Source organism: Xanthomonas sp. NCPPB 2250, from assembly GCF_056725265.1.
The window spans coordinates 4,275,853-4,291,317 of sequence record NZ_CM161520.1; the positions used below are offsets into that span (position 1 = coordinate 4,275,853).

Consider the following 15,465-nt stretch of genomic DNA (forward strand, 5'->3'; position numbering starts at 1 on the left):
CGACACCGCGTTGGCGCGGCCACAACTTTTCCCGGGCTATGCTGCGCGCCCGAGTGCAGAGGCAAGGCAATGGCAACGATCGCAGTGGTGATGGTGGACGGCGTGGCGGACTGGGAGATCGGCACCATCCTGCCGGCGGCGCGGGCCTGGTTCGGCGACACGATCCAGATCGCCAGCATCGACGGCAAGCCCATCACCTCGATCGGCGGCCTGGAGCTGCACCCCACCTATGCGCTGTCGGACCTGGCGCCAGTGGACGCCGACCTGTGGCTGCTGCCCGGCAGCGATCGCTGGCAGGCCGGCGAGATTCCAGGACTGAGCGCACTGCTGCAGCAGCGCCTGGAGGCTGGCCGCGGCGTCGCGGCAATCTGCGGTGCGACCCTGGCGCTGGCCTACGCCGGCCTGCTTGATACCCGTCCGCACACCAGCAATTCCGAAGCCTTCCTGCGCGAGCACGCCGGCGTCTATGCCGGCAGCGCGTATTACCAGGAACGCCGCGTGGTCAGCGCCGGTGGGCTGATCACCGCCCCCGGCACCAGCCCGGTCAGCTTCGCCGAGGAATGCCTGCGCCTGCTGCACCCCGAACGCGAGGAGCAGATCGCGCAGATGCGGCAGATGTTCGCGGCCGAGTTCGTCTAGCGCGACCAGTGCCACCTGTCATGCAGACGGCGGCGGCAACGCATGACTACACTTGTCGTCACGCCGTGAAGTACGCCATCGGCGGCTGAGCGCGGCGTCGCGGTTGCCCCATGACTCGGGCGCCGCGCTCCCAGGTTCCCCAGCAGGGTGCTTCCACGACTTCGACAGGAGAAGGCGCATGCGCGGATGGATGACGCGTCGTTTGTTTTCGCTGGCGCTGGCCGCCGCCAGTATCACCGGCATGGCCGCCACGCCCACGCCGACCAAGGTCGCGATCCTGGGCGTGGAGCACGCGGCGCAACTGGTCTCCGAACGCGACCAGCCGGGCGTGCTCGCGGCGTTCCTGGAGCAACTCGCGCCGGACGCGATCTGTATCGAACGCCCGCCGGAGCAGGCGGCGCGCGGCGACTACTACGAATACACCTACGAGGTGCAGGGCGTGATCCTGCCGTACGCTGCGACGCATCCAGTCGCTCTCTGTCCGATCGACTGGATGCCGCCGGTGGAGGACGCCAGACTCGGCTTCGGCATGGATCTGGACACGCCGCTGGAACTGCGCCGCGCGCAGGGGTTCCAGGGCTTCCTGTCGTTCCCCGACAAGGCCGCCCTGCAGCGCGATTTCTTCGCGGCGGACGCGGCCGAGAACGTGGCCGCGGTGCGGAAGTGGGCGCAAACCCCGGCGCCGCGCGCCGACCAGGACCTGCCGCGGCGCCTGTATCTGTACCGCACCTTCCTGCAGGCCCAGCGCATCCGCGCCGCGGCGCTGGCACACCCGGGCAAGACCGTGCTGGTGGTGGTTGGCTATTTCCACAAGCCGGACCTGGAGGCGATCCTCGCGCACGACCCGGCGATCGCGCTCGTACAGCCGTCGACGCTGGGGCGCCCCACCGCGGACGCGGTCGCGCGCGCCAGCACCGCGTCACAGCGCGCGGCGATCCTGGCCTTCAACCTGCTCGGCACCCAGGCCGAGACCGGCAACGTCGACTGGGCATGGATGCGCCGCGTCCTGGAGACGTACGCGACCGAGGCGCCAGCCGCCGAAACGGCGCTGTTGCGGACGCGCCTGGCGCTGCTGAGCGGCCAGCTCGCACCGGCCGAAGCACGGCGGCGCTACGCACGGCTCGCCGAGGACACGCCGGTCGAACTGGCGTTCGGCTGGACCGGCGTGCAGGACCGCACCCGCGTGGATTCATTCTTCGATCCCTTCGGCAACCTGACGGTCCGCCAGCGCGCGACGCTGGAACTGGCACGGACCGACTACGCGCTCGGCCGCAGCCGCGACGGCGATGCGGCGGTCGCACGGCTCAAGGCCGACCTGTCGCCACGCAAGGCGCTGCAGTTGTCCGGCTATGCGGCACGGCTGCGGCCTGCCCCCGACAAACACGACACGGGCATCGCCAAGTAGGCAGGTGGCGCCGGCCGATGGGCGCTGCTGCGTCCCGGCGCGGTTCAGTCTCGTTTCTTGAGAGCGTGCCGTGGCTTCATGCGGCCGAGTTCAGTCCAGAGGCGCGTCATGTCACTCGTCGAGTTCGCAAGCCGCTACAGCAACCTCGCCGGCGTCATCGCAGCTGCCGGAGCCCTTCCCATGTTTTTTCTGAAATGGAGGACCGGCTTTCTCAGTCTCTCCGTGAAACGCACGCAACGCCTTTACGAGCTTTCCCTGGATGGTGCCTGGCGCACTGCGGATGCGGCTGCGTTGCAAATCGCGGTCGGCAATGCCATCGGCGGCAATCTCGACGGCGACGAAATCAGGATCGCGTTGGAACGCAGCAATGCGGCGAAGGTGCTGACTTACTGCAAAATGGCCAAAGGCATGATCGGGGTGTCGAACGACAAGTCGCACTTCGTGCCCAAAGGGATCTGGAAATCAGCCGGGAGCTATCGAAAAGGAGCCATTGCGCTATATGCGGCCGCATTCGTCCCCTGGTTGCTTGCACCGGCCGCCTTCAATCTCTTTGCGCCATCCAACCAGAGTGCTGGTGGGATTGCGCTGGCGATGTTGCTATCGACCCTCGTCCTGGCATGGCTCTCCGCGTGTGCGGAAGCCGCTTACCGTCTCACGAGCGACTTTGATCGGAGATACCCCAGGCTCCAGCCACTCCCAGCCAGCAAAGGACGGACGAGGGCAGCGCGCAAGAAACGTGCAGGCGCGCCGCAGCCGAGCGCGGGTCGGCCGCGGCGCAACCTCCGCGTTGAGACTCAGGCCTCCAACCCGATCGGACAACTCACTCCGGTCCCGCCCAGCCCGCAGTAGCCGCCCGGGTTCTTGGCCAGATACTGCTGGTGCTCGTCCTCGGCGTAGTAGAACGGCGGCGCCGGGAAGCGGATCTCGGTGGTGATGGGGCCATAGCCGGCGGCGTCCAGGCGCTGCTGATAAGCGTCGCGGCTGGCCAGCGCGGCGTCGTACTGCGCCTGGGTGGTGCAGTAGATCGCCGAGCGGTACTGGGTGCCGGTGTCGTTGCCCTGGCGCATGCCCTGGGTCGGGTCGTGGCTTTCCCAGAAGGTCTGCAGCAGCTGCTCGAAGCGCACGGCCTGCGGGTCGAACGCCACCAGCACCGCCTCGGTGTGGCCGGTCTGACCGGAGCACACTTCGCGATAGGTGGCATTGGGCGTCTCGCCGCCGGCATAGCCGACCGCGGTGCTGAACACACCAGGCAGCGACCAGAACTTGCGTTCTGCGCCCCAGAAACAGCCCAGGCCGAACTGCACCTGCTCCAGGCCGGCGAAGGCATCGCGCAAGGGATGGCCGTTGACGAAGTGACGGTTGTGCAGCGGCAGCGGCTGCGCGCGTCCCGGCAGGCTCTCGCCCGGGCGCGGCAGGCGCTGCTTGAAGGCACCGATTCCCAACATGGCATGGACTCCTGGCAGCGACGGCGATGCCTTGTGGATGGCGCTGCCGGAGTCCGCTTTCAAGTGCGCCCGGCCACCGCGGCGGCGGTGACGGACGCGACGTTCACTTCGCTGCGGCGCTGGCCGTGACCGTGGCCGCGGCGACCGGCTCCGGCATCGCCGAGCTGTGGTGGTTGATGATCAGCCAGCGACCGTCGCGCTTTTCGTAGACGAAGGTGTAGCGCGCCTGCACCTGGCGGGTGCTGCCGTCGGGATTGTTCAGGGTGAAGGTGTAGACGCCGGCGTCGACCGCGCTGTCGTCGTCGAGCAGCCGCACCTGGCGGTAGTTGATGGCGCCGCGCGGCTTGGCGGCGAGGAAGTGGCTGAAGTAGTCCTCGATCTCGGCGCGGCTGGCGCGGACCCGGTTGGACACCGTGGGCAGCAGCACGCCGTCGCGGGCGTACAGGTCGGCCACCCGCTGCGGATTGCCGGTGGCCAGCGCCGCGTTCCAGCGGTCGAACAGGCCGGCGATCTCGCGCTCGGCGCTGCTGGCCGGTGTCGCCGGCTGGCCGTCGTAGTGCATCGCCGGCGCGGCCAGCGCGGTGGAGGTGGTGGTCAGGCCCAGTGCCAGGGCGAACAGGATGCGACGCATGGGAAGTCTCCGCTTGCTGAGGGAATGCCGTCTCGGGGCGAAGCGAGTATCGGCAGCGGCGGCTTGCGCAACATCCGCTGGGCGGCATATCCTCGAATATGCCGTTCGGCATACGGAGACGCGCCCGTGCACAGTCCTTCCAATGCAGGCCAGTGGCGTGAGGCACTGCGCCGCGATGCCGCCGACGCCGCGCGCTGGCAGGCCGTGGCCGCCGCCGCCACGGCGCTGCGCGAGGCCGGCGATGCCGCGCAGGCCGCTGCGCACGTACTGGTACCCGCCAGCGCCCTGGTCGCGGCACCGCACGCCGCGGTGCTGGCGGTGCGCGGCGAGCGCTGCCTGGTACTGGCCAGCCAGGGCGATGCCTTGCCGCCGGGCGCCAGCGTCGCCGTCGAGGCGCCGGCCCATGCCTGGCGCCTGCGCGGCAATCCCGCTACCGAAGCCGGCGAACTGTGCCTGCCGATCGCCACGCTGGGCGTGCCGCTGGGCACGCTGTGCCTGGGCTGGGACGCGCGCACCGTGCCGGCGCCGGAGGACGTGCAGGCGCTGTCCGCGATCGCCGGGTTGCTGGCGCCGCTGGCGGCCGAACCGCCGCGTGCGCCGCGGCGGCGCAAACCGGCGCAGGCCGACCGCCTGGCCGTGCTCAGCGCGCGCGAACGGCAGGTGCTGGCGCTGCTGTCGCGCGGACTCACCAACGCCGCGCTCGGCGCCGAACTGGGCATCAGCGCCGGCACCGCCAAGGTCCACGTCGAGCGCATCCTGCACAAGCTGCAGGTGGCCGACCGCACCCAGGCCGCGGTGGTCGCGGTGCAGGCGGGGGTGGCGCTGTGAGGGCGCTGGCGCGGCGCTGGAACGACTGGCCGCTGACCCGCAAGAGCCTGGCGCTGGTGGCGCTGCCGCTGTTGCTGCTGGTGGCGGCGCTGGTGGCGATCTACAGCGTGGAGCGGCAGAACATCGCCGCCGAGAACGACGTGCGCCGCACCCTGCAGTTGCTCAGCGACCTGCATGAAGCGCATGCGTTGCTGGCAGAGACCGCCGCCGGCGTGCGCGGCTACCGGCTGGTGCGCCAGGACGCGTTCCTGACCCCGTACCGCGACGCCGAGCCGCGGCTGAAGACCGTGGTGCAGCGCCTGTCGCAACGCATCACCGACCCGCGCCAGGCGCAGCGCTTCGCCCGCATCCAGCCGCTGTTCGAGGAGAAGATGCAGGGCTGGCGGCGGCTGCTGGCGCCGGACCTGAGCCGCGAGGAAGAGATCCGCCAGTTGCGCGAGGGCAAGGTCACCCTCGACATCCTGCGCGCGGAGCTGCGCGAACTGCGCAACTACGAGACCGCGCAGCTGCAGGTGCGCACCGCCAAGGCGCAGGCGCTGCGCCAGCGCAACCTGCTGATCACCCTGTGCGCGGCGATGCTGGGCGGACTCGGCGCGGTGCTCGCGGTGGCCTGGTTCGCCTCGTCGCTGTCGCGACGCCTGCGCCAGCTCTCGGCCAATGCCGACCGCCTCGGCGACGGCCGGCCGCTGGCGCCGCAGGCACCGGCCGGCGACGAACTGGGCCAGGTCGCGCAACGCCTGCAGCAGGCCAGCACCCTGCTCGCCGCGCGCGCCGAGGAAGCGCAGTCGGCGCGCCGCGAGGCCGAGAGCGCCAACCGCGCCAAGACCGAATTCCTCTCGCGCAGCAGCCACGAACTGCGCACCCCGCTCAACGCCATCCTCGGCTACGCGCAGGTGCTGGAGATGGACCTGCCGGGCGCGGCGCAGCGCGACCACCTGCAGCACATCCTCGGCGCCGGCCGGCACCTGCTGGGACTGATCACCGAACTGCTGGACATCGCCCGCATCGAGGCCGACCAGCTCGACCTGAGCCCGCGCCCGGTGCCGGTGCATGCCGCACTGGAAGAGGCGCTGGGCCTGGTCGCACCGGAAGCGCAGGCGCGCGGCATCGTGCTGCGGCCGCCGCAGTTGCCGTCGGAGTGGACCGTGCGCGCCGACCCGCAGCGGCTGCGCCAGGTGCTGATCAACCTGCTGTCCAACGCGATCAAGTTCAACCGTCCGGGTGGCGCGGTGTGGGTGAGCGCGGTGCCCGAAGGCCAGTCACTGGCGCTGAGCGTGCACGACCAGGGCCACGGTCTGACGCCGGCGCAGGTGGAACGATTGTTCACACCGTTCGAGCGGCTCGGCGCCGAGCGCTCGGCGATCGAGGGCACCGGTCTGGGTCTGGCGCTGAGCAAGCGCCTGACCGAGGCGATGGGCGGGCGCATCGCCGTGGACAGCGGCCCGGACGGATCGCGCTTCACCATCGCGCTGCCGCTGGACCGCCCACAGGCGGCGGCACTGCCGGACCCGGCCGTGATGGCGACGACGGCGAGCGGGATCCAGCGCCAGTTGCTGAGCGTGGAGGACAACCCGTCCAACCAGGCGCTGATCCGCACCCTGGTCGAACGCCGCCCGCACTGGCGCCTGCACGAGGCCGCCAGCCTGGCGCAGGCGCGCGCGCATCTGCAGCAGGCCAAGCCCGACCTGATCCTGCTCGACCTGCACCTGAGCGACGGCAACGGCGAGGAACTGCTGCAGGCGCTGCGCGCGCAGCCGCACACCGCAGCGATCCCGGTGGTGGTGATCAGCGCCGATGCCACCGCGACCACGCTGGCGCGCGTGCAAGGCGAGCCGGTGTGCGCCTACCTGACCAAGCCGCTGGACGTGGCCGACTTCTTCTCCATTCTAGACCGACACCTCGCATGACCCGCAACGATGTCCTCGCCGCGCGCATCCTGATCGTCGACGACGAACCGGCCAACGTGCGCCTGCTGGAAGAACTGCTGCAGCGCGAAGGCTTCCGCCAGGTGGTGGCGACCACCGACCCGCAACGGGTGCTGGGCCTGGTCGCGGCGTTCGCGCCGGACCTGATCCTGCTCGACCTGATGATGCCGGAACTGGACGGCTACGCGATCCTGGAGCAACTGGCGCGGCTGGCCAGCCCGTCCAGCTTCCTGCCGGTGATCGTGCTCACCGCCGACCCCAGCCGCAGCGCCCGCCACCGCGCCCTCGGCCTGGGCGCCAAGGATTTCCTGACCAAGCCGCTGGACACCTTCGAAGTGGCCCTGCGCGTCTGGAACGTGGCCGAGACCGTGGTGCTGTTCAAGCGCCTGCGCGCGTTGGCCGTGGCGGATGCCGCGCCGCCGGGGTGGCTGACAGCCGGGATTGGGGATTAGGGATTGGGGATTGGGGATTGGGGATTCGCAACGGCAGCCCCCCGCTTTTGCCAATCCCCAATCCCGACTCCCCAATCCCGACTCCCCAATCCCAGCCCCCCAAACTACATCGCCCGCGTCACCTGCCCGCCCAGGCCCAGCGTCATCAGCACTTCCTGGGCCTTTTCCAGCAGTTCGTCGGCCACGCAGACCTGGACCACGCCGAACGGCAGTTCGCCGGCGCCGCCGAGCAGGGCCTCGCCGAACACGAAGGCGGTGATGCCGGCGTCCTCCAGCGCGTGCTTGGCCAGGTGCGCATCGATCAGGTGCTGGGCGCGGTAGGCGATCTGCATGGTCGGTCTCTCAACCGCGAGCCGCGGCCCCAGGTATGACCTGGAGCGAAGACGGGCAAAACAGGCCCGTATACGGGTACGCCGACCGAGAAGGACGCATGACGCCAAGGGCAAGACGGAACGCCGGCATGCGGGCTTCTCTTGGGTGAATTGTTCCGCAGCCTACGCGCCAGGACGGCCGCCGACCAGCCCGGCCAAGCTAAAGCAGCGCTTTACTTACTATAAACTTGCGCTTTACTTATTCTCCGACGCGCGCATGTCCGACACCCCCGCCACCGACGCCTCCGCCCCGGCCGAGAAGAAAGACTTCATCCGCCAGATCGTCCGCGAGGACCTGGCCAGCGGCAAGCACACGGCCATCCGCACCCGCTTCCCGCCCGAGCCCAACGGCTACCTGCACATCGGCCACGCCAAGGCGATCTGCCTGGACTTCGGCATCGCCGCCGAGTTCGCCGGGCGCTGCAACCTGCGCTTCGACGACACCAATCCGGCCAAGGAAGATCCCGAATTCGTCGCCGCGATCCAGGACGACGTGCGCTGGCTGGGCTTCGACTGGGCCGAGCTGCGCCACGCCTCGGACTATTTCGAGGTGTACTACCTGGCCGCCGAGAAGCTGATCCGCGACGGCCACGCCTTCGTCTGCGACCTCTCCGCCGAACAGGTGCGCGAGTACCGCGGCACCCTCACCGAGCCGGGCCGCGACTCGCCCTACCGCACCCGCAGCGTCGAGGAGAACCTGGACCTGTTCCGGCGCATGCGCGCCGGCGAGTTCCCGGACGGTGCGCGCACCCTGCGCGCCAAGATCGACATGAGCAGCGGCAACATCAACCTGCGCGACCCGGCGCTGTACCGGATCAAGCACGTCGAGCACCAGAACACCGGCAACGCCTGGCCGATCTACCCGATGTACGACTTCGCGCACTCGCTGGGCGATGCCGTGGAAGGCATCACCCACTCGCTGTGCACGCTGGAGTTCGAGGACCACCGCCCGCTGTACGACTGGTGCGTGGACAAGGTCGACCTGGCCGGCCACCCGGAACTGCTGCAGCCGCTGCTGGACAAGGGCCTGCCGCGCGAAGCGGCCAAGCCGCGGCAGATCGAGTTCTCGCGGCTCAACATCAACTACACGGTGATGAGCAAGCGCAAGCTGACCCAACTGGTGACCGAAGGCCTGGTCGACGGCTGGGACGACCCGCGCATGTACACCCTGCAGGGCCTGCGCCGCCGCGGCTACACGCCGGCCGCACTGCGCCTGCTGGTCGACCGCGTCGGCATCAGCAAGCAGAACTCGGTGATCGATTTCTCGGTGCTGGAAGGCTGCCTGCGCGAAGACCTGGACGCGCGCGCCGCGCGGCGCATGGCGGTGATCGAGCCGCTGAAGCTGGTGCTGAGCAACCTGCCGGAAGGCCACAGCGAAACGCTGACCTTCTCCAACCATCCCAAGGACGAAAGCTTCGGCACGCGCGAAGTGCCGTTCTCGCGCGAGCTGTGGATCGAGCGCGAGGATTTCGCCGAAGTCCCGCCCAAGGGCTGGAAGCGGCTGGTGCCGGGCGGCGAAGTGCGCCTGCGCGGCGCCGGCATCGCCCGCGTCGACGAGGTGATCAAGAACGCCGCCGGGCAGATCGTGGAACTGCGCGGCTGGCTCGACCCGGAATCGCGTCCGGGCATGGAAGGCGCCAACCGCAAGGTCAAGGGCACCATCCACTGGGTCAGCGCCGCGCACGCGGTGGAGGCGGAGATCCGCCTGTACGACCGCCTGTTCTCGGTGGAGAAGCCCGACGACGAGTCCGACGGCAAGACCTACCGCGACCACCTCAACCCCGACTCCAAGCGCAGCGTGCGCGGCTACGTCGAACCCGCCGCCGCACAGGCCGCGCCGGAGCAGGCGTTCCAGTTCGAGCGTACCGGCTATTTCGTCGCCGACCGCTACGACCACCGCGCCGACGCGCCTGTGTTCAACCGCAGCGTGACCCTGCGCGATACGTGGAGCGGCGGCCAGGGCGGCGCCTGACGCAGTGCGCGTGCGGTCCTTGCGGCCGCACGCGCCAGCGCCCCGTTGGCCAGCGCCGGCCGATACGGCACCAGGTCTCCGCACCGCATCGCCGGCACCCGCCGCGATAAAACGCTTGAAGCGTCTGTAGGAGCGGCTTCAGCCGCGAGGGGCCTTACCGGGAACCCAGGGTCGCGGCTGAAGCCGCTCCTACGACGACAGCGCCCCATCCGGCTGTTGCGAATCTCAAATTCCGAATCCCCAATCCCGGCCCTTCCCCCGCCACCAGCCGCGCGCTAGCGTAACGGGCATGTCCCCCGTCCCGTCCTTCAGCCTGCGCAGCTACGGCCGCGATGGAGCCGCCCATCAGCATGGCCACGTGCAACTGGTGCTGCCGCTGCACGGCACGCTGGAACTGGAAGTGGACGGCCGCGGCGGCTATCTGGACCGTTTCCGCGCCGCGGTGGTCGCGCCTCAGACGCGGCATGCGCAATCCGCGCTGGACGCCAACCGTTTCCTGGTCGTCGATTGCGCCGCCGATGCCTTCGGCGACGATGCGCTGGAGCGCCTGCGGCAGCAGCCCTTCCTCGACCTGCCGCCACCCTTGCAGGAGCTGCTCGCCGCGCAGGCGCCGCATCCCAACCTCGCGATGGCCCATGCCCAGGCCGGCGCCGCCGTGCTGGCCTGGCTGCAGGCAGACACCGCGCCGCGCGGCTGGCAGCGACTGCAGGCGCTGTGCCGATGCATCGAAGCCGCGCCCGGCCAGGACTGGCCGGTGCGGCGCATGGCGCAGCTGGCGCACCTGAGCCCGAGCCGCCTGCACGCGCTGTTTCGCGCCGCGCTGGGGCGCACGCCGCAGGACTGGGCGGCGGCGCGGCGGCTGGACTGGGTGCGCCGGCAACTGGCGCACGGCGACCGACCGATCTCATCGCTGGCCCAGGACAGCGGCTATGCCGACCAGAGCGCGCTGACCCGCGCGCTGAAGCGCAGCACCGGGCAGACCCCGGCCGCCTACCGCCGCCGCCATCGCCCGGCGCCAGGACAGGAGTCTGGGACAAGCCGGCGCCCGCCGTCGGCGGCATGCTGAGCGCAACGGCTGGAACGGAACCGGAACGCATGCGCGAACGTCTATGGGCAGGGGTCGGCAGCGGCATGGCCGCGGGCGCGCTGTGGGGCCTGGTGTTCCTGGCGCCGCAATTGCTGAGCGCCTTCTCGCCACTGCAACTGGCGGTCTCGCGCTACCTGGCCTACGGCGCCATCGCCGCGGTGGTGCTGCTGCGGCGCTGGCGCGCCGCGACCGCGCCGTTGGGCGCCGCCGAATGGTGGGCGCTGGTGCGGCTGAGCCTGCTCGGCAACATCGTCTACTACGTGCTGCTGGGCAGCGCCGTGCAGTGGGCCGGTGGCGCCGCCACCGCGCTGATCATCGGCCTGTTGCCGGCGGCGGTCACGGTGATCGGCTCGCGCGCGGCCGGCGCGGTGCGGTTGCGCCGGCTGGCCGCGCCCTGCGCGCTGTGCGTGCTCGGCGTGGCGCTGGTCGCGGTGCAGACCCTGGCCGTGGCGCGGCCGCACATTCCCGCCAGCCTCGGCCTGCGTGCGGCGGGACTGGCCTGTGCGGTCGGCGCGCTGGCGTGCTGGACCGCCTATTCGATCAAGAACGCGCGCTGGCTGCGGCGGCGCCCGGACCTGTCCGGCCGCGACTGGTCGCTGCTGACCGGCGTGGTCACCGGCGCGCTGGCCCTGACCCTGGCGCTGCCGGCCTTCGCCCTGGCCGGCACGGTCCATGCCGGCGCCGAGTGGATGCGCTTCTGGGGCATGGCGCTGGTGCTGGCGCTGTTCGCCTCGGTCATCGGCAACGCCTGCTGGAACCACGCCAGCCGGTTGCTGCCGCTGACCCTGGTCGGGCAGATGATCGTGTTCGAGACCGTGTTCGCGCTGCTGTACGGCTTTCTCTGGGAGCAGCGCTGGCCGACCGCGCTGGAGCTGCTGGCGATCGCCTGCCTGCTCGGCGGCGTCCTGTGGTGCACCCTGGTGCACGCGCGGCCGCAACCGGCTGCGCATGAAGCCAAGCCCGGTTAAGCCGCGCTGCCTAGACTGGCGCAGATCCTCCCCACGGGAATCGCGCCATGCATACCGTCCTGCGCCGTTGCAGTCCCGCCCTCGTCCTGGCCATCGCACTGGCCGGCTGCAGCAGCGCCTCCACCGCACCGTCCGACGCGACACCGGATTCGGCCGCCGCCACAAGCGCACCGGCGGCGACTGGCAAGTGCGACGCCGTCCCCGACCATGCCTACGACCTGCCGGCCGGGCGCTTCGATGAGGTGTCGCAGCAACTGGCCCACGCCACCGGCTGCATGGTCGTGTACCGCGATCCCGGCCTCGCCTCGTTGCCGGTCAACGCGGTGAAGGGACAGGTCAGCATCCGTCAGGCACTGCATCAGGCGCTGGACGGCACGGCACTTCGGATCGCACAGGAAAATGCCGACGCGATGACCGTCGTGCGCCGCTGACCCGGCGGCGGCGCGGTGGGTTGCTACCATGGCCGCACTCCACCGCACGGAAGATCGCCATGCCCCGCCATTTCGCGTCGTTGCTGTGCTCCCTGTGCCTGCTCGCCGGCATGCTGCTGTCCAGCGCCTGCGCGCGCAGCGAAACCGCCAAGCCGTCGGAGCCGACACCGGCGCCGGCACCCACGGCATCCGCGCCCGGCCTGCCGGTGAAGGTCGACAGCAGTTGCCGCACCGATGCCGACTGCACGGTCAAGAACGTCGGCAACTGCTGCGGGGCGATGCCGGCCTGCGTCAACCGCGACAGCCCCACCGATCCGCAGGGAGTGATGGCGCAATGCCAGGCCAGCGGGCGCATGAGCGTGTGCGGCTCGCGCGCGATCGCCGGCTGCTCCTGCGTGGCCGGACAATGCAGCGCGCGCCCCGCGCAAGCCGATACACTGCGCGCCCCCCAGCCTGCCGAACCCGTCCGCTGATGCTCTACGCGCAAGTCCACCTCACCCTGCCCGCCTGGATCCACGACGCGGTCGATCCGCAGGCCGTCTACGCCAGCGACGCCGACAAGGTCGCGCTGGCGGTGGAACTGTCGCGGCTGAACGTGGACGCCGGCAGCGGCGGCCCGTTCGGCGCGGCGGTGTTCGGCCCGGACCACCGCATCATCGCCGTCGGCGTGAACCGCGTGGTGCCGCAGACCACCTCGCTGGCGCACGCCGAGAACATGGCCTACATGCTGGCCCAGCAGCGCCTGCAGACGCCGCGGCTGAACGCAGTGCTGTCGCCGGTGACCCTGGCCACCTCCTCGCAGCCGTGCTGCCAGTGCTACGGCGCCACCATCTGGGCCGGGATCGACCGCCTGCTGATCGGCGCCAGCGCCGAGGACGTGATGGCGCTGACCCCGTTCGACGAAGGCCCGCTGCCGGCGGACTGGGTCGGCGAGTTGCAGCGCCGCGGCATCGAGGTGGTGCGCGGCCTGCACCGCGACGCCGCCTGCGCGGTGCTGCGCCGCTACGGCGAACTCGACAGCCCCCGCTACTGACCCCGCCGGAAGGCTTGCCCATGTCCTTCGAGAACGGCCCGCTGGTCCATGGCCTGCTGTGCTACTGCCGGCCCGGCTTCGAACCCGAGCTCGCGGCAGAACTCAACGCCCGCGCCGGCGAGGCCGGGCTGGCCGCCTACGCGCGCACCGAGCGCAACAGCGGCTACGCGCTGCTGCTCAGCGACACGGCGGTACCGGCGCAGGCGCTGCCCTGGCGCGAGCTGATCTTCGCCCGGCAGAAGCTGCAGTTGCTGGCCGAACTGCGCGAGCTGCCGGCCAGCGACCGCATCGCGCCGATCCTGCAGGCCCTGACCGGGCAGCCGCGCTTCGGCGACCTGTGGGTCGAACACCCGGACTCGGATGCCGGCAAACCGCTGTCGGGGCTGGCGCGCAGCTTCGGCAACGCGCTGCGCCCGGCGCTGCGCAAGGCCGGCCTGCTCAGCGACAAGCCGCAGCCGCGGCTGCCGCGCCTGCACGTGTGCTTCGTGACCGGCACCCACGCCCTGCTGGCGGTGGCCGACAGCGAGGACAGCGCGCCGTGGCCACTGGGCATCCCGCGCCTCAAGCTGCTGCCGGAAGCGCCCTCGCGCTCGGCCCTGAAACTGGAAGAAGCGCTACTGGCGCTGCTGACCCCGCACGAGCGCGAGACGCTGCTGCGCTCGGGCATGCGCGCCGCCGACCTCGGCGCCGCCCCGGGCGGCTGGACGTGGGTGCTGACCCGCCAGCACCTGCACGTGACCAGCGTGGACAACGGCCCGCTGCGCCAGCACGTACTCGACAGCGGCCTGGTCGACCACCTGCGCGCCGACGGCTTCCACTGGAAACCGCCGCAGCCGCTGGACTGGATGGTCTGCGACATGGTCGAGCAACCGCGCCGCGTCGCCGAGCGCATGGCCACCTGGTTCCGCGAGGGCTGGTGCCGGCACGCGATCTTCAATTTGAAGCTGCCGATGAAGAAGCGCTGGGACGAGACCCGGCTGTGCCTGGACCTGTTCGCCGAGCGTGCCGAGCGTCCGCTGCAGTTGCGCGCCAAACAGCTCTACCACGACCGCGAAGAGATCACGGTGCTGGCGATCCCGGGCTGAGCGGTCGCGCGTCCACATCCGGTGTTTCGTAGGGGCGGCTTCAGCCGCGATGGGTTTCCCGGGAAACCCATCGCGGCTGAAGCCGCTCCTACGACGAGCGCATTGGCTGCGCCACCGCTACAGCACGATCCGCGCCCCATCCTCCCGCGCCGAGCGCTGGATGGCCTCGACGATGCGGATGTCGCGCAGGCCTTCCTCGCCGGGCACGCGCAGCGGCGTGCCCTGCAGGATCGCCAGCGCGTCCTCGTCCATCTGCAGCGCCTGCTGGTGGCGCACCCGCGCACCGAACAGGCGGCCATCGCTGGCGCGGCCGCGCACGCCATCGTAGGCCTGGAACGGCGCCAGTTCGTACCAGCCATTCGCGCACTCGGCGCGCAGCAGGTTCATGGTGCGGCCGAAGCTGGCCGCGCAGGTGGCGGTCACCTCGTGCGGGAACTCCAGGGTGAAGTGCATGTGCTCGTCGACCTCGTCGAACAGCGCAGGCCGCTCCGTGGAACGCCGCGCGCTGACCGCCAGCGGCTCGGCGCCGGTCGTGTAGCGCGCCGCGTTGAGCGGGTACACGCCCATGTCGTACATCGCGCCGCCGCCGTATTCCGAGCGCAACCGCCATGGCCGCTGCGCCGGGTCGGTGTCGCCATAGCCGGCATAGCCCGCCTCCGCGCGCACGCGGCGCATCGCCCCGAACGGGCGCTCGCCGGCCAGGGCGATGACGCGCCGGGTATTGGGCTCGTGCTGCATGCGGTAGCCGATGCTCAGCCGCACCTTGTTGCGCGCGCAGGCCACGATCATCGCCTGCGCCTGCTCGGTGTGCATCGCCATCGGCTTCTCGCACCACACGTGCTTGCCGGCAGCGGCGGCACGGATGCTCAGCGGCGCGTGCAGGTGCGGCGGCGTGACCACGTAGACCACGTCGATGTCCGGGTTGTCGGCGATGCGCTCCAGGTCGTCGTAGCTGTAGACGTTGCGATCCGGGATGCGGTAGCGCGCCTGCCACGGCGGGATCTTCTGCGGCGAGCCGGTGACGATGCCAGCCAGGCGGCAGTGCCTGGTCAGGGTGAGCCCCGGCGCGAGACGGCTGCTGGCGTACTCGCCCAGGCCGACCAGGGCCACGCCCAGCGGCTTGCGGCGACGCGCCGGCGTGGCCGCCCATGCGGACGCTCCGAGCATGCCGGCGGCGGTGGCGGACAGGCCGG

The 15,465-nt window shown here is 70.8% G+C and carries 17 protein-coding genes; 13 read left to right on the forward strand and 4 right to left on the reverse strand.

The features are described from left to right. Positions 1 to 69: 69 nt before the first annotated feature. The 3 genes from AC1PMG_RS17380 (at position 70) to AC1PMG_RS17390 (ending at position 2,893) form a co-directional block, all read left to right on the forward strand. Positions 70 to 639, forward strand: coding sequence for a type 1 glutamine amidotransferase family protein (locus tag AC1PMG_RS17380; protein ID WP_481109670.1), 570 nt, complete (start codon positions 70 to 72; stop codon positions 637 to 639). Between the two features lie 178 nt (positions 640 to 817). Further along, positions 818 to 2,044 carry a hypothetical protein gene (locus tag AC1PMG_RS17385; RefSeq protein WP_481109671.1) on the forward strand — a complete coding sequence of 409 codons (1,227 nt, stop codon included), beginning with the start codon at positions 818 to 820 and terminating at the stop codon, positions 2,042 to 2,044. Between the two features lie 108 nt (positions 2,045 to 2,152). Beyond that, positions 2,153 to 2,893 (forward strand): hypothetical protein, encoded by a 741-nt coding sequence (locus tag AC1PMG_RS17390; RefSeq protein ID WP_481109672.1) that lies wholly within the window; start codon positions 2,153 to 2,155, stop codon positions 2,891 to 2,893. Here the strand turns inward: AC1PMG_RS17390 and msrA are convergent. After that, on the reverse strand, positions 2,839 to 3,489 hold the full coding sequence (gene msrA / locus AC1PMG_RS17395; protein WP_048490006.1) for a peptide-methionine (S)-S-oxide reductase MsrA: 651 nt from the start codon (positions 3,487 to 3,489) through the stop codon (positions 2,839 to 2,841). The two genes, AC1PMG_RS17390 and msrA, sit on opposite strands and share 55 nt — an antisense overlap. Positions 3,490 to 3,592: 103 nt before the next feature. Then, entirely contained in the window at positions 3,593 to 4,120 is a 528-nt protein-coding gene (locus tag AC1PMG_RS17400; protein ID WP_481109673.1) for an SgcJ/EcaC family oxidoreductase, read from the reverse strand. A 126-nt stretch (positions 4,121 to 4,246) separates the two neighbouring features. On the opposite strand from AC1PMG_RS17400, the gene AC1PMG_RS17405 reads away from it, so the two are divergent. Genes AC1PMG_RS17405 through AC1PMG_RS17415 form a run of 3 tightly spaced genes read left to right on the forward strand, consistent with a single transcriptional unit; the run spans position 4,247 to position 7,325 of the window. After that, on the forward strand, positions 4,247 to 4,948 hold the full coding sequence (locus tag AC1PMG_RS17405) for a helix-turn-helix transcriptional regulator (RefSeq protein ID WP_481109674.1): 702 nt from the start codon (positions 4,247 to 4,249) through the stop codon (positions 4,946 to 4,948). Further along, on the forward strand, positions 4,945 to 6,855 hold the full coding sequence (locus AC1PMG_RS17410) for an ATP-binding protein (RefSeq protein ID WP_481109675.1): 1,911 nt from the start codon (positions 4,945 to 4,947) through the stop codon (positions 6,853 to 6,855). Before AC1PMG_RS17405 ends, AC1PMG_RS17410 begins: the two co-directional genes overlap by 4 nt. Then, positions 6,852 to 7,325: a response regulator gene (locus AC1PMG_RS17415; protein WP_342073834.1), complete on the forward strand. Its 474-nt coding sequence runs from the start codon at positions 6,852 to 6,854 to the stop codon at positions 7,323 to 7,325. Before AC1PMG_RS17410 ends, AC1PMG_RS17415 begins: the two co-directional genes overlap by 4 nt. A gap of 104 nt (positions 7,326 to 7,429) precedes the next feature. On the opposite strand, the gene AC1PMG_RS17420 is transcribed toward AC1PMG_RS17415, so the two are convergent. Further along, a complete protein-coding gene (locus AC1PMG_RS17420) occupies positions 7,430 to 7,657 on the reverse strand; it encodes a putative signal transducing protein (RefSeq protein WP_017912582.1) in 228 nt (75 codons plus the stop codon). Positions 7,658 to 7,913: 256 nt separating this feature from the next. On the opposite strand from AC1PMG_RS17420, the gene AC1PMG_RS17425 reads away from it, so the two are divergent. The 7 genes from AC1PMG_RS17425 to rlmM all read left to right on the forward strand — a co-directional run bounded on the left by AC1PMG_RS17425 (position 7,914) and on the right by rlmM (position 14,272). Next, a complete protein-coding gene (locus AC1PMG_RS17425) occupies positions 7,914 to 9,668 on the forward strand; it encodes a glutamine--tRNA ligase/YqeY domain fusion protein (protein ID WP_481109676.1) in 1,755 nt (584 codons plus the stop codon). Positions 9,669 to 9,957: 289 nt separating this feature from the next. Then, positions 9,958 to 10,734, forward strand: a complete 777-nt coding sequence (locus AC1PMG_RS17430) for a helix-turn-helix transcriptional regulator (protein ID WP_481109677.1) — start codon at positions 9,958 to 9,960, stop codon at positions 10,732 to 10,734. A 29-nt stretch (positions 10,735 to 10,763) separates the two neighbouring features. Further along, entirely contained in the window at positions 10,764 to 11,723 is a 960-nt protein-coding gene (locus tag AC1PMG_RS17435) for a DMT family transporter (RefSeq protein ID WP_481109678.1), read from the forward strand. A 47-nt stretch (positions 11,724 to 11,770) separates the two neighbouring features. Further along, positions 11,771 to 12,154, forward strand: coding sequence for an STN domain-containing protein (locus AC1PMG_RS17440; RefSeq protein ID WP_481109679.1), 384 nt, complete (start codon positions 11,771 to 11,773; stop codon positions 12,152 to 12,154). A 59-nt stretch (positions 12,155 to 12,213) separates the two neighbouring features. Beyond that, the gene (locus AC1PMG_RS17445) at positions 12,214 to 12,627 is read left to right on the forward strand and encodes a hypothetical protein (protein ID WP_481109680.1); all 414 of its coding nucleotides are present in this window, start codon (positions 12,214 to 12,216) and stop codon (positions 12,625 to 12,627) included. Then, positions 12,627 to 13,187 (forward strand): nucleoside deaminase, encoded by a 561-nt coding sequence (locus AC1PMG_RS17450; protein ID WP_010340017.1) that lies wholly within the window; start codon positions 12,627 to 12,629, stop codon positions 13,185 to 13,187. The genes AC1PMG_RS17445 and AC1PMG_RS17450 overlap by 1 nt, the downstream gene beginning before the upstream one ends. Before the next feature lie 20 nt (positions 13,188 to 13,207). Further along, complete coding sequence (gene rlmM / locus AC1PMG_RS17455) at positions 13,208 to 14,272, forward strand: 23S rRNA (cytidine(2498)-2'-O)-methyltransferase RlmM (RefSeq protein ID WP_481109681.1); 1,065 nt, start codon at positions 13,208 to 13,210, stop codon at positions 14,270 to 14,272. Positions 14,273 to 14,389: 117 nt separating this feature from the next. On the opposite strand, the gene AC1PMG_RS17460 is transcribed toward rlmM, so the two are convergent. Continuing rightward, on the reverse strand, positions 14,390 to 15,439 hold the full coding sequence (locus AC1PMG_RS17460; RefSeq protein WP_481111699.1) for a Gfo/Idh/MocA family protein: 1,050 nt from the start codon (positions 15,437 to 15,439) through the stop codon (positions 14,390 to 14,392). Positions 15,440 to 15,465 lie beyond the last annotated feature (26 nt).